General features: G+C 40.3%; 26 protein-coding genes and 1 other annotated feature. Of the genes, 19 read left to right on the top strand and 7 right to left on the bottom strand.

What is annotated here, in order from left to right; genetic code table 11:
• Positions 1 to 4: 4 nt before the first annotated feature.
• From recF to dnaA, 4 genes are all read right to left on the bottom strand, one after another.
• On the bottom strand, positions 5 to 1,120 hold the full coding sequence (recF, locus tag AC6UDA_RS00535) for a DNA replication/repair protein RecF (RefSeq protein ID WP_500707982.1): 1,116 nt from the start codon (positions 1,118 to 1,120) through the stop codon (positions 5 to 7).
• Positions 1,121 to 1,128: 8 nt separating this feature from the next.
• Positions 1,129 to 1,347 (bottom strand): S4 domain-containing protein YaaA, encoded by a 219-nt coding sequence (gene yaaA / locus AC6UDA_RS00530; RefSeq protein WP_500694205.1) that lies wholly within the window; start codon positions 1,345 to 1,347, stop codon positions 1,129 to 1,131.
• Positions 1,348 to 1,610: 263 nt separating this feature from the next.
• Positions 1,611 to 2,750, bottom strand: a complete 1,140-nt coding sequence (gene dnaN, locus AC6UDA_RS00525) for a DNA polymerase III subunit beta (protein WP_500694206.1) — start codon at positions 2,748 to 2,750, stop codon at positions 1,611 to 1,613.
• 216 nt (positions 2,751 to 2,966) lie between these two features.
• Positions 2,967 to 4,307 carry a chromosomal replication initiator protein DnaA gene (gene dnaA, locus AC6UDA_RS00520; protein WP_500710379.1) on the bottom strand — a complete coding sequence of 447 codons (1,341 nt, stop codon included), beginning with the start codon at positions 4,305 to 4,307 and terminating at the stop codon, positions 2,967 to 2,969.
• A 482-nt stretch (positions 4,308 to 4,789) separates the two neighbouring features.
• Between dnaA and rpmH the strand changes: the two genes are divergently transcribed.
• From rpmH to AC6UDA_RS00465, 11 genes are all read left to right on the top strand, one after another.
• A complete protein-coding gene (gene rpmH, locus AC6UDA_RS00515) occupies positions 4,790 to 4,924 on the top strand; it encodes a 50S ribosomal protein L34 (protein WP_500694208.1) in 135 nt (44 codons plus the stop codon).
• Between the two features lie 58 nt (positions 4,925 to 4,982).
• Positions 4,983 to 5,339, top strand: coding sequence for a ribonuclease P protein component (gene rnpA, locus AC6UDA_RS00510; RefSeq protein ID WP_500710377.1), 357 nt, complete (start codon positions 4,983 to 4,985; stop codon positions 5,337 to 5,339).
• Positions 5,340 to 5,341: 2 nt separating this feature from the next.
• Positions 5,342 to 6,178, top strand: coding sequence for a YidC/Oxa1 family membrane protein insertase (locus tag AC6UDA_RS00505; protein WP_500696254.1), 837 nt, complete (start codon positions 5,342 to 5,344; stop codon positions 6,176 to 6,178).
• A gap of 146 nt (positions 6,179 to 6,324) precedes the next feature.
• Complete coding sequence (gene jag, locus AC6UDA_RS00500; protein ID WP_500694211.1) at positions 6,325 to 7,044, top strand: RNA-binding cell elongation regulator Jag/EloR; 720 nt, start codon at positions 6,325 to 6,327, stop codon at positions 7,042 to 7,044.
• 146 nt (positions 7,045 to 7,190) lie between these two features.
• Positions 7,191 to 8,588, top strand: a complete 1,398-nt coding sequence (gene mnmE, locus AC6UDA_RS00495) for a tRNA uridine-5-carboxymethylaminomethyl(34) synthesis GTPase MnmE (protein WP_500710375.1) — start codon at positions 7,191 to 7,193, stop codon at positions 8,586 to 8,588.
• A 26-nt stretch (positions 8,589 to 8,614) separates the two neighbouring features.
• Positions 8,615 to 10,543 (top strand): tRNA uridine-5-carboxymethylaminomethyl(34) synthesis enzyme MnmG, encoded by a 1,929-nt coding sequence (gene mnmG / locus AC6UDA_RS00490; protein ID WP_500710372.1) that lies wholly within the window; start codon positions 8,615 to 8,617, stop codon positions 10,541 to 10,543.
• A gap of 152 nt (positions 10,544 to 10,695) precedes the next feature.
• Entirely contained in the window at positions 10,696 to 11,580 is an 885-nt protein-coding gene (locus tag AC6UDA_RS00485; RefSeq protein WP_500694214.1) for an ROK family protein, read from the top strand.
• A gap of 92 nt (positions 11,581 to 11,672) precedes the next feature.
• Positions 11,673 to 11,831, top strand: a complete 159-nt coding sequence (locus AC6UDA_RS00480; RefSeq protein WP_500710370.1) for a hypothetical protein — start codon at positions 11,673 to 11,675, stop codon at positions 11,829 to 11,831.
• 134 nt (positions 11,832 to 11,965) lie between these two features.
• Positions 11,966 to 13,600 carry a ribokinase gene (rbsK, locus tag AC6UDA_RS00475; protein ID WP_500710368.1) on the top strand — a complete coding sequence of 545 codons (1,635 nt, stop codon included), beginning with the start codon at positions 11,966 to 11,968 and terminating at the stop codon, positions 13,598 to 13,600.
• Between the two features lie 98 nt (positions 13,601 to 13,698).
• Positions 13,699 to 14,316 carry an NADPH-dependent FMN reductase gene (locus AC6UDA_RS00470; protein WP_500710366.1) on the top strand — a complete coding sequence of 206 codons (618 nt, stop codon included), beginning with the start codon at positions 13,699 to 13,701 and terminating at the stop codon, positions 14,314 to 14,316.
• 116 nt (positions 14,317 to 14,432) lie between these two features.
• Positions 14,433 to 15,002 (top strand): LOG family protein, encoded by a 570-nt coding sequence (locus tag AC6UDA_RS00465; protein WP_500710363.1) that lies wholly within the window; start codon positions 14,433 to 14,435, stop codon positions 15,000 to 15,002.
• 60 nt (positions 15,003 to 15,062) lie between these two features.
• On the opposite strand, the gene AC6UDA_RS00460 is transcribed toward AC6UDA_RS00465, so the two are convergent.
• The 3 genes from AC6UDA_RS00460 to AC6UDA_RS00450 all read right to left on the bottom strand — a co-directional run bounded on the left by AC6UDA_RS00460 (position 15,063) and on the right by AC6UDA_RS00450 (position 17,999).
• Entirely contained in the window at positions 15,063 to 16,019 is a 957-nt protein-coding gene (locus AC6UDA_RS00460) for an FRG domain-containing protein (protein WP_500710361.1), read from the bottom strand.
• Positions 16,020 to 16,076: 57 nt separating this feature from the next.
• Positions 16,077 to 17,594 (bottom strand): MFS transporter, encoded by a 1,518-nt coding sequence (locus AC6UDA_RS00455; RefSeq protein WP_500710359.1) that lies wholly within the window; start codon positions 17,592 to 17,594, stop codon positions 16,077 to 16,079.
• Positions 17,595 to 17,711: 117 nt separating this feature from the next.
• The gene (locus tag AC6UDA_RS00450) at positions 17,712 to 17,999 is read right to left on the bottom strand and encodes an ArsR/SmtB family transcription factor (RefSeq protein ID WP_500706069.1); all 288 of its coding nucleotides are present in this window, start codon (positions 17,997 to 17,999) and stop codon (positions 17,712 to 17,714) included.
• Positions 18,000 to 18,561: 562 nt separating this feature from the next.
• Positions 18,562 to 18,792 (top strand) — a binding site (T-box leader).
• A 14-nt stretch (positions 18,793 to 18,806) separates the two neighbouring features.
• Between AC6UDA_RS00450 and AC6UDA_RS00445 the strand changes: the two genes are divergently transcribed.
• From AC6UDA_RS00445 to phnE (AC6UDA_RS00410), 8 genes are all read left to right on the top strand, one after another.
• On the top strand, positions 18,807 to 19,694 hold the full coding sequence (locus tag AC6UDA_RS00445) for an SAM hydrolase/SAM-dependent halogenase family protein (protein ID WP_500710357.1): 888 nt from the start codon (positions 18,807 to 18,809) through the stop codon (positions 19,692 to 19,694).
• A gap of 1 nt (position 19,695) precedes the next feature.
• Entirely contained in the window at positions 19,696 to 20,256 is a 561-nt protein-coding gene (locus AC6UDA_RS00440) for an ECF-type riboflavin transporter substrate-binding protein (protein ID WP_500710355.1), read from the top strand.
• 9 nt (positions 20,257 to 20,265) lie between these two features.
• Positions 20,266 to 21,987, top strand: a complete 1,722-nt coding sequence (locus AC6UDA_RS00435; RefSeq protein WP_500710353.1) for an ABC transporter ATP-binding protein — start codon at positions 20,266 to 20,268, stop codon at positions 21,985 to 21,987.
• A complete protein-coding gene (locus AC6UDA_RS00430; RefSeq protein WP_500710351.1) occupies positions 21,980 to 22,807 on the top strand; it encodes an energy-coupling factor transporter transmembrane component T family protein in 828 nt (275 codons plus the stop codon). The genes AC6UDA_RS00435 and AC6UDA_RS00430 overlap by 8 nt, the downstream gene beginning before the upstream one ends.
• A gap of 230 nt (positions 22,808 to 23,037) precedes the next feature.
• A complete protein-coding gene (locus AC6UDA_RS00425) occupies positions 23,038 to 23,976 on the top strand; it encodes a phosphate/phosphite/phosphonate ABC transporter substrate-binding protein (protein ID WP_500710349.1) in 939 nt (312 codons plus the stop codon).
• A 9-nt stretch (positions 23,977 to 23,985) separates the two neighbouring features.
• Complete coding sequence (gene phnC, locus AC6UDA_RS00420) at positions 23,986 to 24,750, top strand: phosphonate ABC transporter ATP-binding protein (protein ID WP_500710861.1); 765 nt, start codon at positions 23,986 to 23,988, stop codon at positions 24,748 to 24,750.
• Positions 24,750 to 25,544: a phosphonate ABC transporter, permease protein PhnE gene (gene phnE, locus AC6UDA_RS00415; RefSeq protein WP_500710347.1), complete on the top strand. Its 795-nt coding sequence runs from the start codon at positions 24,750 to 24,752 to the stop codon at positions 25,542 to 25,544. The genes phnC and phnE (AC6UDA_RS00415) overlap by 1 nt, the downstream gene beginning before the upstream one ends.
• Positions 25,541 to 26,347 carry a phosphonate ABC transporter, permease protein PhnE gene (gene phnE, locus AC6UDA_RS00410; protein WP_500710344.1) on the top strand — a complete coding sequence of 269 codons (807 nt, stop codon included), beginning with the start codon at positions 25,541 to 25,543 and terminating at the stop codon, positions 26,345 to 26,347. Before phnE (AC6UDA_RS00415) ends, phnE (AC6UDA_RS00410) begins: the two co-directional genes overlap by 4 nt.
• Positions 26,348 to 26,363 lie beyond the last annotated feature (16 nt).

The following is a 26,363-nucleotide window of genomic DNA, read 5'->3' as shown; positions in this document are numbered from 1 at the left end:
TACGTTACTCGGATACAATGACTCCCTTTTCAATGTGAAAAGTCTTGGGATTGTTGATTAAATCAGATGCGACCCCACTCATACTTGTGGTGGTTAGAAAGGTTTGAACCCGATCCTGAATGGCAGTCAGCAAGTGGGTCTGCCGACTTTCATCAAGTTCAGACAAAACATCATCAAGTAGTAAAACCGGGTACTCGCCGGTTTCTTCTTTCATTAAATCGATCTCGGCCAACTTCGTGGATAATGCCGCCGTTCGCTGTTGACCCTGTGAACCAAAGGTGGAGACATCCTTGCCGTTAACCATGAAGTGTAAATCGTCACGATGCGGCCCAAAGATCGTCGTTCCTTGCCTCACTTCTTTATCTCGATTGGCCTTAAATTTAGCCAGCAGACTCTGATAGATTCGTTCCACCGATGTTAAATCGGTCTTTTTTAGCGTGGTGACGTATTTAAATCGCAACGTTTCCTTTTGTTGTGAAATTTCGTAATGGATGGCCGAAGACCATTTCTGTAATTTGGCAATCAGTTGGATGCGTTGAAAAATAATCTCGGCCGCATACGCTGAAAGCTGGTCTGACAATACATCCAGGTAGACCAGATCACTCTGTTTGTGAAGTAATAGTTCACGTAAATAGGCGTTTCGTTGTTTCAAAATTCGACGGTACTGGGTCATGTTGTATAAATAGCGATTACTCATCTGGCCAAACTCCATGTCCATAAAGTGCCTTCTAATCTGAGGCGAACCCTTTACAATCGACAAATCTTCGGGAGCAAACAAAATCACGTTCAGCTGCCCGACGTAAGACGATAGCTTGGGCTGCTCAATGTGATTGACCTTGGCTCGCTTGCCATTTTTACCAAAATCAAGCTCTAGTTCAGTGGTAGTATGGTTCTTTTTAACTCGACCCCACAATTGCGCATGGTTCTCCTCCCAATTAATCAAATCACGATTGGTGGTGGTCCGATGACTTTTGGTAAGTGCGAGCGCGTAAATTGCTTCAAGTAGATTGGTTTTGCCCTGGGCGTTTTGTCCAAGTAACACGTTCACTCCATCTGAGAAATGAACGTCAGCATCTTTATAATTACGAAAATTGCGTAATTTCAATTCTTCTAGCTGCATGCTTAACCCTACTTTGTCTTAATAAAAAACATCCCTACGTCTGGAATTGAGACCGTATCACCCTGGTAGAGTTTCTTGCCACGTCGATTCTCAGGCTCATCGTTTAGATACACCATATTTTCCTTTAGGTACCACTTCGCTTTGCCACCTGATTCAACAATGTTCTCTTCTTTTAAGAGTTGCCCTAAAGTTATGTACGGAGTCGTTATGAAAATGTCTTTTTTCATGAATTCACCCACTTTCAATCTATTTCTATTATACGCTAAAATTTGGTAAAAGTACATAAATCGGGCGATTTTATGCGTTTTATGCGCGTGTACGCATTTCTAGACAAAAATGCCTCAAATGATCTAAAAAGCTCATATTCGTAAATAAATGGAAATATGAGCTTTTTTAATATTTTGAGGTCTTTGGTAAATATAATTTGGTTTCATTTTAAAGACATAAAAAAAACGACCTCAAAATGAAGGTCGTTAATAATCATTCTTAATTAAAAGGTTCGAACTGGGGTAATCAATTGGATGAAATCTTCTTTATTTTCGGTTGGAACCAGCGTGAACGGACGAAGAGCTGAAGTAAACGCAATCTCAATGTCAGTTTGCCCAAAAACTCTGAGAGCTTCCTTCATGTAATCGGGGTTAAACGAAATTTCAAGGTCATCGCCCTCTGAAGTCTTTGGCTTTAAATCCTCTTCAACGGTTCCAACGTCAGGAGAATTCCCCGAAATGGTAACAACCTGGTCGGTTGGTTTAATCGTCAACTTAATGACGTTATTTCGCGATTCATGTGACAACAGCGAAGCCCGCTCGATTGCGGCGAGCAAGTCACCGGCCGCAAACTCCATCTTGGTACTTGAGGTCTTTGGAATCAGACGCGAAGTATCCGGATAATTGCCCTCAAGTAAACGTGAGTAGAACCGGGTGTCGCCGAGGGTAAAGAGGACCTGATTCTCTGACAGGTTCATCTGGATGTTTTGATCGATTCCGTCAAGCATGTGTGAGAGTTCTTTTAAACTGTCACCTGGGATGACCACGTCAAACTTACCGTCGTCATCAGCTGGAAGACTAACTCTTCGTTGGCTTAAACGGTGACTGTCGGTTGCAACCGCAAGCAACTTATTGTTAGCAAGCGTGAAGTGCACCCCAGTCAAGATTGGCCGACTTTCCTGTTTTGAAACCGCAATGACCGTCTGTCCGATAACCTGTCTGAAAATATCAGCCGCTAAATCAACCGTATTCTCGGAATCAATTTCAGGTAGATGTGGGTAACCGTTCGCATCAAGACCGTTGATCGTAAATTCTGAGTTGCCTGACTTAATTGTGGTCTGAAAGTTGTCACCAACTTCTAATGACATGGTTTTGTCGGGTAACTTTTTAACAATCTCACTAAAAAAACGGGCTGGTAAGACGATGCTACCAGTTGAGTTAATCGTGAGTTCATTATCTGGGTTAGAAGCTTGAATGCTAGTTTGAATTGAAACGTCAGCGTTACTACCAGTTAGTAGAATGTCACTTTCCGATACATCTAATTTTAAACCCGTCAAAATTGGAATGGTCGTTTTTGATGAGATTGCTCTTGATACGGTATTTAGTGCTTTGATGAAAGCATTACGGTTAATTACGAATTTCATTGCCAAATTTCCCCCTCAAAATGTGATGCATGTTTATTTACTTAATTAAAAAGATAAAAAACAGTAGAAGCAGTAGGCACTGTTAATACTGTGGATAACTCAATGATTAGTTACGGAATAAAAGTTATCAACTGTGGATAACTTTGTGGGTAAATCAACGGTTAATTTCCCGGTTATCCACACCCGTCATTATAACATTTTTAAACCGAGCAACGCTTAGTGCTGGAGTTCCGTCTTGATGTCTGAGATTTGCTTACTCAGATCAGAGTCATTTGCGGCCATTTTACTAATCTTGTCGTAAGCGTGAATGACGGTAGTGTGATCCTTACCACCGAATTCGTCGCCAATTTTTGGAAGCGAATTGTCGGTCATTTCACGTGACAGGTACATGGCAACCTGTCTAGGAACCACGATGGCCTTGACCCGTTTGGTGCCCTTAATTTCCTTTACACTAATGTGATAGTAAGAGGCGACTTTCGAGATAATGTCTGAGACGGTCAGAGCCGAGCGCGCTTTGGACAACTTCAGCGGCCTTAGGGCGTTTGCCACTAGTTCAGTGTCAATGGGAGCGTTATTGAGTTTGGAAAAAGCCTGCACCCTTGATAACGCCCCCTCCAGTTCTCTGACGTTAGACTCAATTTGACTCGCGATGTAGCCTAATGCGTCCGCTGGAATGTTCATGTTGTCAGCTTTGGCCTTGGCCCTAAGGATAGCGGTTCGTGTCTCTAAATCGGGAGCAGTAATGTCAACGGATAGTCCCCACGCAAACCGGGATACCAACCGGTCTTTTAGTTTTGGCACTTCGTTTGGCAAACGGTCAGACGTTAAGACAATCTGCTTGTGATTAGAATATAACGCTTGAAAGGTGTTAAAAAACTCATCCTGAGTTCCTTCTTTATTACCAAAAAACTGGATGTCATCAACTAAGAGGACGTCGACGTTTCGGTAAACGTTTCTGAAATCATCCATCTTATTGTTTTGGATGGCACCGATAAAGTCGTTGGCGAATTTCTCACTTGTAACGTACATCACCCGCTGACTCGGGTCGTGTTTGATAATGTTGTTGCCAATCGCGTGCATCAAGTGGGTCTTACCTAAACCAACTCCACCATATAAGAAGAGTGGATTGTACAATTTTCCGGGTGATTCACTGACCGCTAGCGCTGCGGCCTGAGCCATCTTGTTACCCTGTCCAATCACGAAGGTTTCAAAGGTGTAATTGGGCTCCAAGTGCGTGTCGGTGTAACTATATGACTTTTCGCTCTCGTCTCCCGGTGTAGGAGCTGGGGTTTGCTTCTTTTTTAATTCTTCTTCTAGAACAAATTTTGGTGAAATGTTCTTGTAAGTAATGGCATAAGCGTACTCAACCAGCTGACTTTTAAGCATTTTCTCCCAGTAGTCACGGTGAAGCGAGGATGGTAATTCGAGTGTTAGGGTATCGCCATCATATGAGATTGGGTTCACGGTGGCGATCCATGTATCATATGTCGTTCCCTCAAATTTCGGATCCGCTTTAAATTTACTTTTAATTTTGTTCCATAATTCGTTTTGATCCATTGAGAGTGACTCCTTGTGTTTAAATTATGAATGTATAATATCATTTTTAAAAAAAGTTTTCCACAGAAAAAACAGGGTGTGGACAAATGTTTCACACCCTGTTTACTGTTTATCCACAGCGTTGTTAATAAATATCAAAATCACGCGAATATTTTAGGTAATTAACACGAAAATGTGGACAACTAATTATTAATGTGACAGGGATGTCAGCATGATTATTCATTTTATCCACAGATTGTGGTTAACGTTGTTAACATGCTGTGTTTTTGTTTAAAAACGTGTTGAATTCGTGTTAATTACGGGATGAGTTATCCACAATAATCCACAAGTAAATTTTATGAAACTTTTTTGAATCGAACGGAGTGTTACCTATGAATTTAAAATCCCTATTTGAAGATTGGTCGATTTGTGATACTATAAGTTAGAAAAGCTATTGAATAAACAATTTAATATAGGCGATTAATTAGTAAGGAGGGTTAGTAATGAAAAGAACTTACCAACCAAAGAAACGTCGTAGAAACCGCGTTCACGGATTTAGAAAACGTATGAGCACTGGCAAAGGTCGCAAAGTGTTAGCACATCGACGTCAAAAAGGTAGAAAAGTATTATCGGCATAGGCCACTGACCATTCAGTGGTCTTTTTCATTATTTTTTGAAAATACTTGGAGATTATTCATGAGAAAATCGTACCGTGTCAAAAAAGAAGCTGACTTTCAAAAGGTTTTCGAAAAACATGATTCAGTTGCTAATCGACAGTTTGTCGTGTATCAACTGGAAAAGCCGGGACAAAAACATTTCCGCATCGGGATTTCCGTTGGAAAGAAGATTGGAAATGCCGTGCATCGCAACTGGGTTAAACGTAGAATTCGCCAGTCGATCACCGAATTAAAGCCAGACCTAAAAACGGACGTTGATTTTTTAATCATTGCGAGACCGAGAGCGGATGCGCTGTCACAAAAAGACGTTAAGGCAAGTCTAATTCATGTTTTAAAGTTAGCTCATTTACTAGATTCTGATTATAGCGAGGAATAAAATTGAAAAAACTTAAACGAATCGCTACTACACTTGCGATTGCCAGTATTGGTCTGGTGCTCACGGCATGTAGTAACGCCCCAATTACTAGTCATAGTAAGGGAATTTGGGATGGCTTAGTTGTCTTGAATTTCTCAAGAGTGATTATTTGGTTATCAAAGTTCTTTGGCGATAACTATGGAATTGGAATTATCCTCTTCACCATTTTGGTTAGAATTATTCTTCTTCCATTAATGATGTATCAGACCAAGAGTATGAAGAAGACCCAGGAAATTCAGCCCCAATTGAAGGCCCTGCAAAAGAAGTACTCCAGTAAAGATTCAGAGACCATGGAAAAACTGCAGACTGAGCAGCAAAAGCTCTACAAGGAAGCAGGAATTAATCCATGGGCCGGCTGTTTGCCAATGGTAGTCCAGTTGCCAGTGATCTTCGCCTTGTATCAAGCCATCTGGCGAACTCATATCCTTCGAACTGGTCACTTCTTGTGGTTACAGCTGGGAACTCCAGATCCGTACTACATTCTGCCAGTTTTGGCCGCCGTGTTTACGTTCCTTAGTTCGTGGTTGTCAATGAAAGGTCAACCCGAATCAAACGGAATGACCACGATGATGACGATTGGGATGCCAATCATTATCTTCTTCACCGCGTTAAACGTGCCATCAGCTTTGTCACTATACTGGGTGGTAACCAACGCGTTCCAAGTAGTTCAAACGTTATTGATTCAGAACCCTTGGAAGATTAATCGTGAACGTGAAGAAAAAGAACGTGAAAAGCGTCAACACGATCGCGCCGTTAAAAAGGCCATTCGAAAGGCCAAGCAGAGTAAACATCACAAATAGATTACTAAACAAAAAGCAGACGTTGGTCTGCTTTTTTTATTTTTGTGACAAATGTAATATTACATCTCTAAAATCCTATTCCAACAGCTATTTAATTTGTGCTAAGATTAATAGCGTTAGACGTTTACAAAAATAGGAGAACAATAATGACGAAATACACCGGAGCCACCATCGAAGAAGCCGTTAAAAATGGCTTAAAATCACTTGATACTAATCGAAATAATGTTGAAATTAAAGTTATTAAAACCGCAAGTAAGGGATTTTTCGGACTTTTTAAACATCCCGCAGAAGTTGAAATGGAATTGAAATCATCTGCTCCAGACCCAAAACCAGCAGGTGGCAAGTTAAAAATTAAAAGAGAAGCGAGCACGGCGGTTGCTAATCCGGTTCAAACAGAGGATCGTCACGCTAGAAACGTTGAAGCTATTAGTGGACTAATTAAATATTTACAGGCAATTACTGATCAGATGGGGATTGAGGCCGAACTAAGTTATGAGATGCCCAACAATCGGCACGTGATCATTAATTTTGATACGCCCAAAGAGGGACTTTTGATTGGCAAACACGGTCGGACCATCAATGCCTTACAGGAGTTAAGTGGAATTTATCTAAATAACATGGGGATTAGCTACCTTGAAGTTGAGCTGGATACGGCTAATTATCGTAGTCGTCGCCTTCAGATCCTTACTAGTCTAGCTGAGCGAACCGCAAGAGAGGTCGCCGCCACCGGCAAGCCGGTCTATTTGGACCCGATGCCATCTTTTGAGCGCAAGCAGATTCACGTGACGCTTGAAGATAACCCCTACGTGATGACGTATTCGGCAGGACGGGAACCCCATCGTTCAATCGTGGTAGCTCCACGGTAAAATGATTGACAAAATAAAACTTTCGTCCTATTATATGTAGGATTGTAAATTCGAATAGGTAAAGTAGTGAAAGTACTTTATCCACGCAACGGGCGTGGCTTAAGTACTTTTTTTATGCGATTAAAAATGAGAAAGGAGTTTTCAAAATGGCACTGACAACGACTGATTACGATACCATTGCGGCAATTTCGACCCCACCTGGTGAAGGTGGCATTTCGATTGTCCGAGTTAGTGGATCGGATGCAATGAAAGTGGCTGAAAAGATTTATCGGGGCAAGAACCTCGAAAAGGTGGCATCGAACACGATTAACTATGGTCACATTGTTGATCCAGCAGACCACAACAGTGAAGTTGATGAAGTGATGGTCTCGGTCATGAGAGCACCCAAGACGTATACCAAGGAAGATATTATTGAGATTAACTGTCACGGTGGGATTGTGGCAACGAACAAGATTTTGCAGTTGGCTTTAAGTAACGGTGCCAGAATGGCAGAGCCGGGTGAATTCACTAAGCGGGCCTTTTTAAACGGACGTCTGGACCTTTCACAATCGGAAGCCGTGATGGATCTGATTGAAGCGAAGACTGACGAATCGATGAAAGCGGCTTTAAATCAGCTCGATGGGAACCTTTCTCATTTAATTAAGCACCTGCGTCAAGACATCTTAGACGTGCTGGCTCAGGTCGAAGTCAACATTGACTACCCGGAGTACGATGACGTGGAGACGATGACGTCGAAGCTTTTAATGGATAAGTCCAAGGAACTAAAGGCGCAGATTGACCAATTGCTAAAGACGGCTAAACAAGGAAAAGTCTTACGAGATGGTTTAAACACCGCTATCATTGGACGGCCCAACGTGGGTAAGTCGAGTTTATTGAACCGTCTCTTACACGAAGAAAAGGCGATTGTAACCGACGTGCCGGGAACCACACGGGATGTTTTAGACGAATACGTGAACGTTTCGGGAGTGCCACTGCACCTAGTTGATACCGCTGGGATTCGTGATACTAACGATAAAGTTGAAAAAATTGGAGTCGATCGTTCTAGAAAAGCGATTAAGCAGGCTGACCTAGTCTTATTAGTGTTAAATGCTAGTGAGCCGTTAACCGATGAAGATCGTGAACTCTTGGATTTAACGCAACACAGTAAACGAATTATTTTATTGAATAAAACTGATTTACCAGAAAAAATTGATGTTGATGAGTTAAAGAACCGCTATCATGCTGATAACGTGATTAAGACCCAAGCCGTAAAGGATAACGGAACCAAATCCTTAGAGGATACGATTTCGAAGATGTTCTTTACTGGTGGCATTAAGAGTTCTCAAAACGACGTTATGGTCACCAATGCCAGGCATATTAGTCTCTTACAACAGGCCAGTGATTCCCTTCAGTCCGTTGAAAATGGGTTAAATAACGGGATGCCCGTTGATTTAGTTCAGATTGACATGACGAACGCTTGGGATTTACTTGGTGAAATTACTGGTGATAGTTACGATGGCGAATTACTGGATCAATTATTTAGTCAGTTCTGTTTGGGGAAATAAGACTTTGACTCAATGGAGGTTTTTAAATGAATAAAATGATACAGCAAGAAGTGAAGCAGACCTACAATGGTGGCGATTACGACGTCATTGTCGTTGGAGCTGGCCACGCTGGCTGTGAAGCCGCACTAGCCGCTGCCCGCATGGGTCAAAAAACACTGCTTGTGACAATTAATCTTGATATGGTGGCGTTTATGCCATGTAATCCGTCGGTTGGTGGCCCCGCTAAGGGAACGGTCGTAAGAGAAATCGACGCCCTTGGTGGTGAGATGGGGAAAAACATCGACAAGACCTACATTCAGATGCGGATGTTAAACACCGGGAAGGGTCCCGCCGTCAGAGCTTTACGGGCGCAAGCTGATAAGCACGCCTACCACCATGAAATGAAAAACACCCTGGAAAAAGAGCCCAATTTGACGCTCCGCCAGGGAATCGTAGAACGTCTGATCGTGAAAGACGGTCAGGTTGAGGGTGTGGTTACCAATACGGGTGCCAAATATCACTCCAAAGCCGTGGTGATCTGTGCCGGGACGGCCGCTCGTGGTAAAATCATTATCGGTGAACTGATGTATTCATCCGGTCCCAACAACTCAATTCCGGCCATTCATCTTTCAGAAAACCTGGAAGATTTGGGCTTTGAACTAAAGCGCTTTAAGACGGGAACGCCACCGCGTGTCAACGGTGAGACCATTCACTACGATGAAGCGGAGGAGCAACCGGGCGACGAAACGCCCCATCATTTCAGTTACACCACTCCGTATGCCGATTATTTACCGGTTTCAAAGCAAATTTCGTGCTGGTTGACGTACACTAATGAAGAAACCCATCAGATTATCAAGGATAATTTGGATCGCGCCCCGATGTTTACTGGGGTCATTGAAGGGGTCGGTCCTCGTTACTGTCCATCAATTGAGGACAAGGTTGTTCGGTTTGCGGACAAAAAGCGCCATCAGGTCTTCTTAGAACCAGAAGGACGCCACAACGAAGAGTGGTACGTCGATGGGATGTCGACCTCCCTTCCAGAAGAAGTCCAGCAACAGATGCTGCACTCCGTGAAGGGTCTCGAGGACGCTAAGATGATGCGTCCCGGTTATGCGATCGAGTACGACATTATCTCACCATATCAATTGAAGCCGACGCTTGAAACCAAGAAAGTCAGCGGATTATTTAGCGCGGGTCAAACCAACGGAACCTCGGGATACGAAGAGGCCGCGGGACAAGGCTTGATCGCTGGAATTAATGCCGCTCTTAAAATTCAGGGGAAAGACCCGTTGATTTTGCAGCGGGACCAGGGATACATTGGCGTTCTAATCGATGACCTGGTTACAAAAGGAACCAACGAACCGTACCGGCTCCTGACGAGTCGGGCTGAATATCGACTCCTGCTTAGAAACGACAATGCTGATATGCGGCTGACACCTACTGGTCACCAGTTGGGTCTGATTTCAGATGAACGTTATGACAAATTTGTTGAAAAACGTAATGCCGTTGAGGATGAAATCAAGCGTTTGAACACCGTACGGATTAAACCAAGTGAAAAGGTCAACCAGTTCGTTGAAGCTCAGGGTGATAAACCGTTAAAAGACGGCATCATCGCAGCCCAGTTCTTACGTCGGCCGTATGTAAATTACGAAAAGTTACTTGATTTTATTCCGGGACCCGACGAAAAATTGGATCCAGAAGTGGTTGAACAAGTTGAAATCAGAACGAAGTACGCTGGCTACATCAAAAAAGAAGAGGATAAGGTCGCCCGCATGAAGAAGATGGAGTCAAAGAAGATTCCTGATAAGATTGATTACTCCGTAATTGATGGGATCGCAACTGAGGGTCGCCAAAAATTGGAGAAAATCCAACCGGAAACGATCGCACAGGCCGCCCGAATCAGTGGGGTCAATCCTTCTGACATTGCCATTCTCTCCGTTTACATTCAACAGGGAAAAATTGCGAAGAAAAAATAAGATCAAGCTGGACTACGTGAATAGTCCGGCTTTTTGTTATTTCTAAGTTAAGTTTTTAACAATTTTTATGATAAACTATTGCAATCAATATGTAAGCGCTTTATACTATTAACAATAAACGATACAAAAAAATGGCAAAGGGGATCATTTTTATGCGATATGGAAGTATTGAAGCAGGTGGAACAAAGTTCGTTTGTGCGGTTGGTGATGACGATTTCAATATTGTTGATAGTGTTCACATTCCAACTACGACACCAGAAGAAACGTTAGCAAAGGTCGTTGAGTACTTTAAGAAGTTTGATCACATTGATGCATTTGGGATTGCATCATTTGGACCAATCGACGTTCGAAAAGACTCTGACAAATACGGTTGGATTATTAAAACCCCTAAAAAGGGTTGGAGTAACGTCAATTTTGTTGGAACCATGAAACGTGAATTTGGGGTTCCAATTTACTGGACGACCGACGTTAACGGTTCAGCTTACGGTGAATACATCAAACGTAAACAGGCTAATAAAAATATTGAAGCCGTTAGTTACATCACTGATGGAACTGGGATTGGTGCTGGAACCGTCATCAAAGATGAATTCTTAGGGGTTCGTGGAACTCCTGAATTTGGTCACATTCGAGTTAAGAGACACCAAGATGACATGAACTTTCCTGGGATTTGTCCTTATCATGGTGACTGTCTTGAAGGGGTTGCTTCCGGTCCGACTTTTGAAGCCCGAAACAACATTAAGGGTCAAGATACTCCACCAGATGATCCAGTTTGGAACATCATTGCGTACTACATTGCCCAAGGGGTTATCAGTTTAACGGTTAACTTCCGTCCCGACCAAATTGTGCTTGGTGGGGGAGTATGTACTCCTCAATTTGTGCAAAAGGTTAGAGACCAATTCAATCTGTTGTTTGATAACTATCTTGACGTTGGTCCCCTTGACGAATACATTAGTCGTCCGGTCGTACCACACAACGGTTCCGCTACCTTTGGTGATTTCGTATTAGCTAAAAAAGCTTTGGATGAATCAAAGAAATAATTAATTAAATTGTTTGAAAGGGATGCCTGCGGGTGTCTCTTTTTTTGTGTAAATTGACATTTATGGTACCTTAAAAATAAGGAGGATTAATCATGATGTTTATTAGTAGGTCACAAATTCGTTTTAGAGTAGATGCTGAAACAAAAAAACAATTTGATGCTCCAAATGAACGTTTAACTAAAGCAATTACAAGTAATGATTATAAGAAATTTGATAATCCTGATGAAGGGTTGAAATGGCTAAATGAGTGAAAATTCCAATGTTTATAAACTTGCTATTGAAAACAAGTTTAAAAAACATCATTTTAGCTAAATCCATGTACAACTTTTCTTTGGAATGATATGATATACATAATGAAAGCGGTTGCAAATAGGGAGGCAGTAAAATGAGTAAAAAAGTTGTTGTGATTGGATCCACCAACGTTGATAAGGTTCTAAACGTTGACAAATATGCGTTACCTGGTGAAACCTTGGCGGTGAAGAATCACCAAGAATCTCATGGTGGCGGAAAGGGTGCTAATCAGGCAATTGCTGCGGCAAGATCTGGTGCCGATACGACTTTTATCACTAAACTAGGTGATGATGAAGACGCTAAGTTCATGATTGAAGGATTTAAAAAGGACGGGATGAACCTTGATTCCGTGATTACTACGAAGGAGCAACAAACTGGGCAGGCCTACATTACCGTTGATAGTACTGGTCAAAACTCGATCTATGTCTATGGTGGAGCCAACATGGCCATGACCCCGGAAGACGTTGACCAACACGAAGACGCCATTAAGAATGCGGACCGTGCGATTGCGCAACTAGAAATTCCAGTACCAACGATTATCGAAGCATTTAAGATTGCGAAGAAAAATGAGGTTCAGACCATTTTGAACCCAGCACCAGCCAAGAAGTTACCAGAAGAATTACTTCAACTGACTGATATTATTACGCCAAACGAAACGGAAGCAGAGGCCCTCACTGGAATTAAGGTGATTGACGATGATTCCATGATGAAGAACGCGGAGTACTTCTTTAAACTAGGCATTAGAATGGTGATCATTACCGTTGGGGACAAGGGTTCATTCTACGCAACCCCAGCCAGTCATGCCTTCATTCCAGCGTTTAAAGTCAAAGCTGTTGACACAACCGCTGCTGGTGACACCTTCATCGGGGCCTTGGCATCTCGACTTGATTTAAACAGTGCCAACATCAAAGATGCAATGTTGTACGCCAACCATGCCTCATCACTGACGGTGCAAGTGGCAGGAGCACAAAACTCTATTCCTTATGAAAAGGATGTTTTGGAGGTCATCAGCAAGACTTCCAAGACCAAAGAAGTTATCGAAAAAGAGAAGAAACAAGCTGCTGAATACGCCGCTGCTCGAGTTCCAAATCACATTGTGTTAGGACTTGGATCTGGTAGTACGGCTGCCTACTTCGTCAAAGCCATTAACGAACGAATCAAAAAAGAAGGCTTAGACGTTCAATGTGTCGCCACTTCGGTTGGTACCGAGAAATTAGCCGAAAGTCTTGGCATGCCAATGCTTGATGTTAACACCATTGATCGGGTGGACTTGACGGTTGATGGCGCCGACGCTGTTGACGACAAGCTCAACGGAATCAAGGGTGGCGGAGCTGCCTTACTCTTTGAGAAATTGGTCGCAACCATGTCAGACAAGAATGTTTGGATCGTTGATTCGACCAAGTACCACAAGACCTTAGCTGGCCAAAAGTTGCCGGTTGAAGTCATTCCGTTTGGTGGAATGGGTGTCTTCCGATACCTGAACGAAGCAGGATATAAGCCAGAGTTCCGCTTCAGAGATGACGGTGATATTCTTCAAACTGACTCAGGAAACTACCTAATCGACATTACAATTCCAGAAGACGCTGACTTACAAAAGTTAGCTCATAACTTGAAGAACTACACCGGAGTTGTCGAACACGGTCTGTTCTTAAATATTTGTGATCAGTTGGTTATCGGTGGCGATAAGGTTAAAGTGATTGATCGTCCGAAAGAAGAAGCTAAGAAATAGTTGATAAATAAATTTCCGGATTGGCGATAAAGCTGGTTCGGTTTTTTATTTTGATTTTAAAGGTATAATGATTAGAAAATGAGTTGAGGTGATGTTTAATGACAATTAACGTTATTTTGAGTAGTTCAAGGAAGGCCAGTCTGGGACGTCGGATCTTTAAGTACTTACGTAATCGACAGGGTGATTTTGAGCGGGTTAATGATACTGATTTCAATTTTATTAGTTTGGCGGACTATGATTTGCCGTTTTTCTATGAAGATGTTGCACCAATGGACAACCAAAATCGGATTTTAAAACCTAATGAACAAAAATGGGTGGATGACATGAGAAACGCGGACGGTTATCTCTTTTTGGTCCCCGAGTATAACCACTCATTTCCGGCTGTCCTAAAGAATGCGCTCGACTTCTTGGCGTTTGAAGCCGAGGGCAAACCGGCCAAGATTATTACCTATTCTAATAATTCACGAGGTGGCCAATCTTCTTATCCGGCTTTATTACCAACGCTTGGACAACTGGGCCTATTTACCCTGCCAAAGCCAACTTTAGTGCGCAACGTTGATAAAAACTTTGCTAACGATGGGAGCTTTCTAAAAGACGCTCCCGGTAAAACCGTGGACATAAGGAAATTAAATCGAGCTTTTTCCGAAATCGCGTTTTACAGTCAGTTATTTAGGGACCATCCCTTTAAATATGATGCCAGTATTTATGATAAATAAGCAAAATTAAGATAGTTTCACATGAAACAATTTGTCAAAGCACCTGTCGCTAGTGACTTGAAGTGACATGGTACATTTATTAATATAAAAATAAATTGAAATGAGGAAAATAAAATATGAAAGCAGTTGCAGTATTTTGTGGTGCGGCTCCTGGCAATGATCCAGCATACCAAGAAGCCACCAAAAAATTGGCAAAATGGTTGGTTAACCATGACTTAGCGTTAGTTTATGGTGGTGGCGGTGTTGGTCTCATGGGATTGCTTGCCAAGACAGTTTTAAAACTTGGTGGAGTAGTTCACGGCATCATGCCAAAAGAGTTAGTTGACCGTGGTGCCAGCATGGACGGCCTTACTAGTTTAGATGTAGTTCCCAACATGGATATTCGCAAACAAAAAATGTTGACTCAATCGGATGGTTGTATCGCACTTCCAGGTGGTCCTGGGACTCTAGAAGAGATTTCTGAAGCTTTTTCATGGGCTCGAATTGGCGACAATGATGATCCATGTGTGTTGTATAACGTTCAGGGATACTACGATCCGCTTAAACAAATGTTTGATGAAATGACCGAAAAGGAATTTTTGACGGTGGAAGATCGCAAAAAGTTACTTTTTTCGGATTCGTTGTCTGAAATCTATGAATTTATGACCACATACACAGCACCAAAGATTAGAACCTACACAAAATAAGATACGAAAAAACATCCTCATTTTTTTGGAAGTGGGGATGTTTTTTGATTGTATGAGTAATTATTGTTCTTTATTTGATTGGTCATTTAGAAATCTAGTCAGTTCACTTGGATACTTTGCAATAGTGTTTGTTAAATCAGATTCTGGTGTGTGTGGATCATTAATTGGCTGAAGATTTAAATGCGGCTTAGGTTTATAAAATAAATTTTTATAAAAATCCACTACATCAGAATCTACAAATCGAGTGAAATTTTTTGCTAATCTCAATGACGATTCTACCCATGAATAGCCATCAGGGAATAGAGCTTTAGTACTAATACCATTATTATTTAAATAATTAAAAAATATAACCGCATCTTCACTATAAAAATTAATATCTATACTCTTTAAAATTTCATTGTTATTATTATCAACAATAAATGGTTCTTGGTTATCAATTTGATCCTCTATTTTATCTGAGTCAATGTATGTTAATAACCCATGTTGACTTTTCATTCGTTTGTTTCCATTTGATGGTGTATCAATAAACTTTATCTTTCCATCTTTTTTTAACTTTGATTTATCAAAGTAGTAAATTTTCATAGTATAAGGTATAGGACTATACAGTGCTTTTAGTATGCCTTTAAGTTCTTCACTTTTTAATGATTTATTACTTAGCTTTATCTTTTCTAATTTACATTTTGTATTCCAAATGTTTTGTAGAATTGAGCCCTTGTAATTAATATAGCTAGAATAAGCAAAGTATAGTGCCACTTTCCAATCTGATGACCAGTCTAGATCGAATGTTTTTGCCCCATAATGTTGTGATAAATCTTTTGAATTATTAGCAGGTGATAGTTCTTGATTAGATACTATTTTTGTTATTTCGGGTTTATTTTTTGCATATGGATATGCTACAGCAAAACTCGGTTCTAAGTGAAATTTATTTGATCTTACCCCGCGGAAAATGTAGTTGTCATTAGTTTCTTTTAATATTTTAATTTTTGACCTAAAGTCATTACTGTAGTCTTTATTCATTTTATTTCCTCATTTCTATATTTATCATTTTAATTATAGCAAATATAGAACTTCTTCTTAATTTAGGTAATTGTTAGATTCATTATTTGTTACATCCAACGGCTTATTCAACTTATCCGCTAAATTTACCACCACGATAATGATGAATAGTACCAGTGCAAACCAGAAGACGTTATGAAAGGCGCCAAGTAGAATCTGATTGATATCATTACTGATATTAACTGGAAGATGAACTCCAGCCGAATTTTTCGATGAAATTACATCGTTTAGAAGTTTGCTGTTAATGGCAGGGTAATGGTTGTGACCTAAATTGATTGATAAATTAAAGATAAAGCCAAACACGCCGGTCATAACGGTCTGTCCCAGTGTTCTCCCCAGAGTAATCATTGAGGAAGCGACACCAACGTTGTCTTTTGGCACGATTGCCTGCGCAACGACCGTGTTCATCGTGATTACGATTCCCAGTCCGGCACCGGTAATCCCTGAAATGATGTAGAACCAGATCATTGGTAGGGAGACGGAACTGAATACTAGAATGAGGTAAAACGCGAATTGAATAATCACAATTGGAATGGTAACAAACTTTGGAGCGAAACGTTTAATCAGTGCCCCAACGAAGAATGAAGTAATTAACCAGGCAACGGGACTTGGTGTAATTGCCAAACCTGCAATCGTTGCTGAAACCCGGTAGATGGATTGTAACCACATTGGAAAGTAAATTTGAAAGCCAAATTGAATTCCGCTCAGTAGTAAAGCCGTTAAGATTTGAGCGGAAAAAGTCCATGATTTAAATAGTTTTAGCGGAATAACAGGATCGCTGGCTTTTCTTTCGGCATGAATGAACAGGATAAATGATGTAGCAATAATGACTAGTCCAATAATAATTACGAAAAAGTTGATTTTTTGTTCACTCAAAAATTGAAGGGTAACTAACAGTGATACTAGAAACAAGGCCAAGTAGGTACTGCCAAGATAGTCCATTTTGAGGGATGTTTTCTTGGTAATGGGATCTGCGTATCCAAAGTAGATTAGAATGAATACAATGATGCCCAGTGGAACGTTGATGAAGAAAATCCAGTGCCAGCTAAGTTGGTCAACAATAAAACCACCAATGATGGGACCAATTAAGGCCGAAATTCCCCACGCCGTGTTATTCCATGCCATCATGTTAGAACGTTCTTCTAGTGGAAACGTGTCGGCAATTAAGGTAAACGTGATTGGCATAATGGCACCAGCACCAAGTCCTTGAAGGGCTCGGGCCGCAATCAACAAGCCGATATTCGTTGAAAGTCCACAAGCCATCGATCCAATCGTGAAAACTGCTAACCCGAAGAGAAAAATTGGCTTTCGTCCAATTCGGTCACTTAATTTTCCGTAAATAGGGGTGCTCAGTGTTGTAGTTAATAGATATGTAGCGAACACCCAACTTTGAAAAGCCAGTCCGTGCAAATTGCTTAAAATTGAGGGCAGCGCTGTAGTGACAATGGTGGTCTCGACCGATGTCATGAACGTGGCGATTAACACTGAAATGATGATGAGGACTTTTTTCTTGGTCCATTTTTTCTTTTTCTTCAAGATGATTCCTCCTAATTAGTAAAATGTATTTCGATAAGTATCGAAATTATAATTAGAATAGTCTCATCTCGAATTGTTTGCAAGTATCTTTATAGCAAAATAAAAACAGAAGTCTAATTATGGCTTCTGTTCAATAACGTTATTTAAGTGAATTTTGTCAATCAAGTCCTGGTTAACGGACAAGTATTTGGTTTGGCCGTCTTTTCTCATATTGGTTAAACCAGCGTGTCTGAGAATTTTGAAATGATAGGAGACGGTTGATAAAGACAGATTAAGATGGGAACTAACTTCACCGCAGGTCATCTCTTCTTTATTTTCTATGAGAATTCTGAGAATTTTGATCCGATTTGGTTCAGAAAGGGCTTTGAAAATGCTGGCTAATTGTTGTTCGTTAGGATTATCCAAGAAACTTTCTCCTTTCACTTCATTTTAAAAATTAACTATTCCATTATTTAGAATAATTGGGTATGATTATATACAGAGTGATAATTGATTTGATCACCAATTGGAGCTTTAGTAGGTTTACTGTGTTGAGCCTCATCTCCACCTTAATAATTAATGAAGAGGTGAGTCGCTTGAATACAGAAGAAAGTGGGTTATTGGGATTGTTCCACTAGCAGTAGTGGTTCTTGTTATCTCGTGTGTAGCAATTAACTTTGCTAAAGCATACGCGATAATAAAAAAAGCTAACCGCAAAGATTAGCTTTTTACCCAAATAACACACTAAACCTATGCAGAAGAGATGATAACGGCATCTCTTCTTTTTTATTTAGTATACACTTATTTTATTTCCGTTGATAAAGAATGTCAATTATTGTTTGGTATGAAATGGTTATTAAAATAGTTTCACTTGAAACAAACTAGAATTTATGCGTTATTTTAGTCGATTATTTAAGCAAAACTTAAAAACTAGGTTGACATTTATTTTAAAAGAGTTTTATAATTCGAACCAATCAAAAGCAATTAATAACTTGTGATGAAAAGATGAGTACAAACTTGACTGTGCACAGAGAGTTAGCGTTTGGTGAGAGCTAATCATAGAAAATTTGGAATATGGTCTTCGAGCAATTTTGACATAATCTAAAATATTATGTCCGGATCCGTCCGTTATCGTGAAACGTATTGAAAAATACGTGGCAAGTTTTGAACAGTGATGTTCAAAAGAATATGGGTGGTAACACGGCATAGCGTCCCAAAGATCTAGGAGGATCTTTGGGACGCTTTTTATTTGGAATAGGAGGTAAAGATAAAATGGAAGATTTAGTGATTCAAACTGATTTCGGACTTAATGATGGGGCTGTGTCCAGCATGTGTGGAGTGGCTTATGGAATAAGCGATAATATCCGTATTACAGGATTAACTCAGGGAATTAAGCCCTTTGACGTCTTTGAGGCTTCCTTTCGCCTTTTTCAGACAATCAATTATTGGAAAGCTGGGACCACTTTTGTATCAGTAGTTGATCCAGGGGTTGGTTCGAAGCGAAAATCAATTGTAGCAAAATTGAAAACTGGACAATATGTTGTAACTCCAGATAATGGGACTTTAACACATGTGGCAAAAGTTTTTGGATTAGATGAGGTGCGTGTTATTAATGAAAAGACCCAGCGATTACCTGGCTCAGAAAAATCCGCTACTTTCTTAGGAAGAGATATTTATGCGTACAATGGAGCAAGATTAGCTTCTGGAATTATTCCATTTGAAAAAATTGGGGAAAAGTTGCCAGTTTCTGAAATTGTAACTTTACCCTTAATACAAGCTAATTTTCACAATAACACGGTTGAAGGAACGGTTGAGATAAAGGATATAAATTTTGGTTCCTTATGGACTAATATTTCGCAAAATTTATGGGAAGATCAATTTAAAGCTAAAATGGGCACATATTATAAAATTAAGATTTTTTATAAAGGGGTGCTTAAATTAGATAAAGAGATCAGGTACGAAAAAACATTTTCAGACGTGAAGCCTGGCGAAGAATTATTGTATATCAATTCAGTAGGAACACTTGGACTTGCGATAAGAAAGGGCAACTTTTCAAAAACCAATGAAGTTTCAAGCGGTGAAGATTGGCAAATTAAAGTTGAAAATATTGGAGGTAAATAAAATGAATCAAAAACATAAATTATCAACACGTTCTGTCGTTGCTGTTGGAATTGGGACAGCTGTGTTTATTATCTTATTTAAATTTTTAGCCATTCCAACAGGAATTGCTAACACTCAAATTAATGTTGCCCAGGCATGGTTAAGTTTGATTGCTGCCATTTTTGGTCCCGTTGTTGGTGGACTAGTTGCCTTTATTGGCCATGCTTTAAATGATGCTATTTCATATGGATCAATTTGGTGGAGTTGGGTCATTGCTGATGGATTGTACGGAATTTTGATCGGGTACCTTTCTAAACGGTTACATATTACTGATGGTAATTTTAATGTGAAAAAGATGATTGGTTTTAATGTTTCTCAAGTCTTTTCAAACATTATTTCATGGGTTATTGTTGCTCCAATTGGGGATATTTTAATTTATAGTGAACCAGCTGCTAAAGTATTTACTCAGGGAGTAGCTTCAGCGATCGTGAACTCTATTTCTACAGCAATTTTAGGAACCGCTATTATTGCGATTTATAATCATGTGCAGGTTAAAAAGAATTCACTAGAACACGAAGATTAGAGGATAAGTATGTCTAGCCAAGCAGAACAGCCAATGTTACAACTTCAAGATATTAATTTTAAATATTCAGCTCAAAAAGAACCAACCCTAAAACACCTTAATTTAACCGTTAATAAAGGTGAACTGATCGTTGTTGTCGGACCTTCTGGCTCAGGAAAATCAACATTAGGACGGTTGGTCAGTGGACTTATTCCACAAGCTTATTCTGGTGAATTATCAGGAAAAATATGGATTAATGGAAAATTGTGTAACAAACAAAGTATTTTTGAAAGATCATTAAACGTTGGGACGGTACTACAGGACACCAATTCACAATTTGTAGGATTAACCGTGGCTGAGGACATTGCTTTTGCTTTAGAAAATGATTATGTAAATTCCAAAACCATGCATGATAGAGTAAGAGAGTGGGCTAAAGAACTTGATTTAGATAATCGACTTACCTTATCGCCTCACGTTCTTTCTGGAGGACAGAAGCAAAGAACTGCTATTGCTGGAGTTTTAATCGATAATAGTCCGATTCTTCTTTTAGATGAACCATTAGCTAGTTTGGATCAAAAGAGTAGTGAAGATATGCTAAATTTGCTAAACAAATTAAGATCGGAACATGGACTTACAATCATTTTAATTGAACATCGTTTGGAAGAAGTGTTGCAGCATCCCCTTGACCGATTAGTGATTTTAGACAATGGAGAAATTAAGCATGATCTGCCACCACTAGAAATTTTACGTGCTCGGCTTTTGCCTCAATATGGGTTAGATGAACCAGGTTATGTTCAACTTCTTGCAAATGCTGGTTTGAATTTATCTGACATGGATAATTTATTATCACCTAAGTCAGTGAGTGGTCTTAAGTTAGAGCAGAATGTAGCAGCATATATTGACCAACTTCCGAAAAGAAAGGATTTTAAAAATAAAAAGACCCTTTTGAACGTGAAGGATCTTCAATTTGGATATGATGTCGATCATTTACTATTCGATCATTTGGATTTTCATTTAAATGAAAATGAAACAGTGGCCTTGGTTGGTAAAAATGGATCTGGAAAATCAACTTTAATTAATATTTTAACTGGCTTTATCAGTTCAAAGGATGTTAGTGGTCAATTAACATTAGAAGGCAAAAATCTAAAAGACATGTCAATTACTGAACGTGCTAACGTTATCGGATATGTGACCCAAGATCCTAATTACATGCTAACTAAGAACTCTGTGTTTGATGAAGTGGCTGACGGCTTGCGTTTAAGAGGAGAAGATGAGTCAAAAATTAAAACCACCGTGTATGAACTTCTGAAAATTGCCGGATTATATACCATGAGAAATTGGCCGCCAAGTAGTTTGAGCTTTGGCCAAAAGAAACGGCTAGCTATTGTTTCCATTTTGGCTTTAAGACCTAAAGTCCTAGTTCTGGATGAACCCACGGCTGGACAAGATCCTAAGCATGCAAAGCAGCTAGTTGATTTAATTTTGAGACTGAAGAAAGAATATTCTTTGACAATTTTATTTGTGACTCATGATATGGACTTAATGAGTTTCTTGTCTGATCGTACTGTGGCTTTAGTTAATGGGAAAATATTGGCGGACACAACTCCTCACAAATTGTTGAAAAATAAATCAGTTATGAAAGTTGCTAATTTAAAACCCACCACCATTCATACGTTATTACAAAGATTTAATTTGCCTGTTTACCAACAAATTTTTCAAGCACTACATGACTCGGAGGCGCAAGATGAATAATAATATTTTTGGGTATCATCCCGGTAAAACAGTTATTCATCGATTAACTGGAACCACGAAATTAATTATTTTCTTGGGTTTAACAATTTTAGGATCAATTAGTTTTGACCTCCGTTATTTAATTCTGTTGAGTATTGTTGCGATTTTTGCTTTATATATTGCTAAAATTAAGTGGTCAGAAGTTCGAGCACTGGTTTGGGTCGTTACCCTTTTTGCCGTTTTGAATCTAATATTGATTTATGTATTTGCGCCTCAATATGGAACTCATCTGTTTGGGAGTAAGACGGTTCTACTTGGGAGTGGGATGTATGCACTGACTTTTCAACAGTTGTTTTATGAAACGATCGTATTTTCTAAATACTTATTTGCACTTCCACTAGCACTTATTTTCTTGATGACGACCAATCCAAGTGAGTTTGCCGCTGGTTTGAATAAAATTGGAATTTCTTATCGGATTGCTTATGCTGTTAACCTAGCTTTACGTTATATTCCTGATGTTCAAGTTGAATATCATACGATTAGTAAAGTTCAGCAGGCTCGTGGGTATGATTTATCAAAGAAAATGTCGTTATGGCATCGTTTAAAGGGGGCCGTTAGCATCATGGTTCCATTAATGTTTTCCGCTTTGGATCAAATTGACACAGTCAGCCATGCGATGGATTTGAGACGCTTTGGAGAAAAAAAGAAACGTTCTTGGTATAGTTCACAGAAAATGGCAATCATTGACTGGATTGCGTTAGGGATATCCGTTACTTTAATTCTAATTGAATTTATCTTCCTTTTGACCAATGGCAGTCGATTTTGGTATCCGTTTAATTAAATAAAATTCATACTTGGACAACCCGTACTTATTAGTGTTGCCCTTTTTGTTTGCTCTAATTACACTGATTATTAATATTCGTTAATTAATTAATATATTGGAAATTAAAGGATATATCGAATGCATATTTAAATAAAATACGAACAATTAAAAGATATTTATTGAAAAATGTATGTATCATGATATGATTAATTTGTCTGGTACAACAATTTTTTTGGGAGGGACTCGTAATGAAACTCAAGCAAGCTTTGAAATGGATCACAGCTGGTGCTGCACTTACATTTTTGTCGGTTGGATTAGTTGGATGTGGGAAACAGTCTAGTAACTACAAACCAAAGAAATTGACGGTTGGTTTTACTCCGTCAGTGAACGCTGGGCAGGCCAATGCAGAAGCCAAGCCACTCGCCAAACAGTTAGAAAAACAGCTTCATATCCCGGTTACGGTCAAGGTTTCAACTGACGGGAATTCACTTATTCAGGCCATGGGTTCAAAGACATTAGATGTTTCTGAAATGAATCCTGGGGACTTTGTCTTAGCGCAAAAGAATTACAAGGTGGTTCCCCTCGTTCAAGCGACGCGCCAAGCACGCGATCCGAAGACTTTGCAACTCACTAATAAGTCATCAGATCACTTTTATTCCACAATTGTTGTCAGAAAAGATAGTGGTATCAACAACATCAACGATTTAAAGGGCAAAAAGATTGCCACTGGTACCACGAATTCAACGGCGGGTTATATTTACCCGGTCGTTGAGCTTATGAAACACGGAATTAATATTAACAAGGATGGCATCAAGACCGACGTTATCAACGGTTATGATCAAGCTGTACTGTCCGTTTTAAACAAGAACAACGATGCTGCCTTCACTTTCCAAGGAGCTCAAACCTTAGTCCAAAAGGACAATCCGAACGTTATGAAGGATACCAAGGTTATTTACACGACTAAAGCTATTCCAAATGACGTGGTTGCTTGTCGAAGTGACATGTCGAAGTCGTGGCAGAAGAAGATTGCCAAGGCCTACGAGAACATGGCGAAGACTAAAGAAGGTCATGACGTTATCTTTAAGATTTATCAAGAAGAGGGCTACGTTCCGTACAAGAAGTCAGAATTTAAGCAACTTCATTCGTATATGGACCAAGCCAACAAGATTAGTAAAACCAAAGAATAGGCGAGAGGGATTAAATTGAGCGATTCGGATATTTTACAAGTTAATCATGTTACCAAAACTTATCCTAGTGGTATTAAAGGATTAGATGATATTAGTTTTAACGTCAAACGGGGTGAATTCATCGCCGTTGTTGGACTATCAGGTGCTGGGAAAAGCACCCTGTTTCGTTCCATTAATCGGATGCAAGATATCAGTGACGGCGAGATTATCATCAATGGGACTGATATTTCTAAATTGAAGGGAAAAGCGCTTCGTCATTTTCGCCGAAAAATTGGGATGATTTTTCAGAGCTTCAACCTCGTGAACCGACTTACGGTTCAAAAAAACGTCTTAAGTGGACGGGTCGGCTACTATCCAATCTGGAAGACACTCCTCGGTTTGTACAGTAAAGAAGACAAGGAGAAGGCCGTTCGATCACTGGACCACGTTAACATGCTCAAAAAATTATACGATCGGGCGGACTCCCTTTCTGGTGGACAAATGCAACGGGTTGCCATCGCGCGAACAATGATGCAGGAGCCTGATTTGGTTCTAGCTGACGAACCCGTTGCTTCCCTCGATCCCAAGACCAGTCACGGAGTTATGCAGGATTTGAAGAATTTAAACGTCAAGGATCACGATACTGTTCTGGTGAACCTCCATTCAGTTGAACTAGCACTTGAATTTGCGGACCGAATTGTTGGAATTCGGGATGGAAAATTGGTATTCGACAAGCCAGCGGCTGATTCTACTCCAGAAGATTTGAAGGCGATTTACGAAGGAGGCAATAGCTAATGCACACTAGCGACATGCCGAAGATGTCCTTTGTCAAAAAGTATCACGTTAAGGGCATCATTGTAATTGCCATTTTGATCGTTTTGTTTATTTACTCCATGAAAATTTGTGGGGTTGATCCCAGCTTGTTTATCTCGAACATCGCCCAGTTTGGGGTTCTGATTGGTCAAATGAGTAACCCGGATTGGTCGTACTTTAGTTTTATCTGGGACCCACTGGTTCAGACCGTTCAGATGGCAATCCTTGGAACCACGATTGGAACCGTCTTTGCGATTCCTGCCGCGTTTCTGGCTGCGCGGAACCTTGACCACAGTAAGGTTATTCACGGCACATCTCGGTTCGTACTGGACATCGTCAGAACGTTACCATCACTGCTATTGGCAGCTATCTTGGTTGCCATCTTTGGGATTGGTCCAACGACTGGAACGATTACCCTTGCCATTTTCTCGTTTGGGATGATTTCTAAACTGTTCTATGAAGTATTAGAGACGGTCGATATGGGACCAGCTGAAGCCATGAAAGCTTCTGGTGCCAGCATCCTTCAGATTATTCGTTTGGCAATTATTCCCCAGATTGCGGGTCAATTTTGTAGTTTCTTCCTGTACACGTTGGAAGTTAACGTTCGTTCTTCAACCGTCTTAGGATACGTTGGTGCTGGAGGACTTGGGCTGTACCTTCAACAAACCATCGATGAATTCAACTACTCCGAGACGGCGGTTGTAATTTTGGCAACCTTCGTAACGGTTCTGGTGATTGACATCCTTAGTAATTACTTGAGGAGGAAACTACAGTGACCATTCCAAAAATTAACGAAAAACAAAAACGATGGGACCGCTACAGCTGGATCGTTTGGGCAATCATCATCATTTTGATTTATGGCTGGTGTTTCTCTGACATGAAATTTAGTCAGATTCAGGAATCGGCTGGCACGGTTTCCAAGTCCATCTTCATGGGACTGATTCATCCCGATTGGTCCTATATCTACAATGGTAGTGGAGAAGACCTGATTTCCCAGCTGATTATGACGCTTGCCATTGCATTTTTGGGAACCATCATTGCCGCCGTCATCAGTGTCCCGTTTGCCTTCTTTGCCGCTCATAGTAAGAGTAGCAAGTACAACGTAACGTCTAAGGTGGGAACCTTCCTTTTGACCGCCATTCGAGCTTTCCCCGAAATTGTTTTAGCCATTATGTTCATTAAAGCGGTAGGACCCGGTAGTTTTGCCGGAGTCATGGCACTTGGGATTCACTCCATCGGGATGCTTGGGAAACTCTTCTCAGAATCCATTGAGGAAATGAATCATAGTTCGGAGTATTCCATCGTGGCGGCTGGCGGCAGCAAACCACAGGTCTTCGCACTATCCACATGGCCGACCATCCTACCGGCTTTGATTTCATACACTTTGTACAGCTTTGAAATTTCAGTTCGAGCTGCTTCAATCCTTGGTTTGGTTGGTGCTGGCGGAATCGGGGCGCCAATGATTATGGCATTGAACACTCGGAATTGGCCGAGAGTAGGAATCATCCTGTTGGGGATCGTCATCATGGTCATGGTAATTGATGGCTGTTCCGGATACATTAGAAAGAAATTAATTTAATTAATAGTGTAAAATA

Source organism: Fructilactobacillus sp. X8R4C1 (assembly GCF_059900905.1).
The sequence above is the reverse complement of the archived record's forward strand: the minus strand, read 5'-3'. Positions and strand labels throughout refer to the sequence as shown.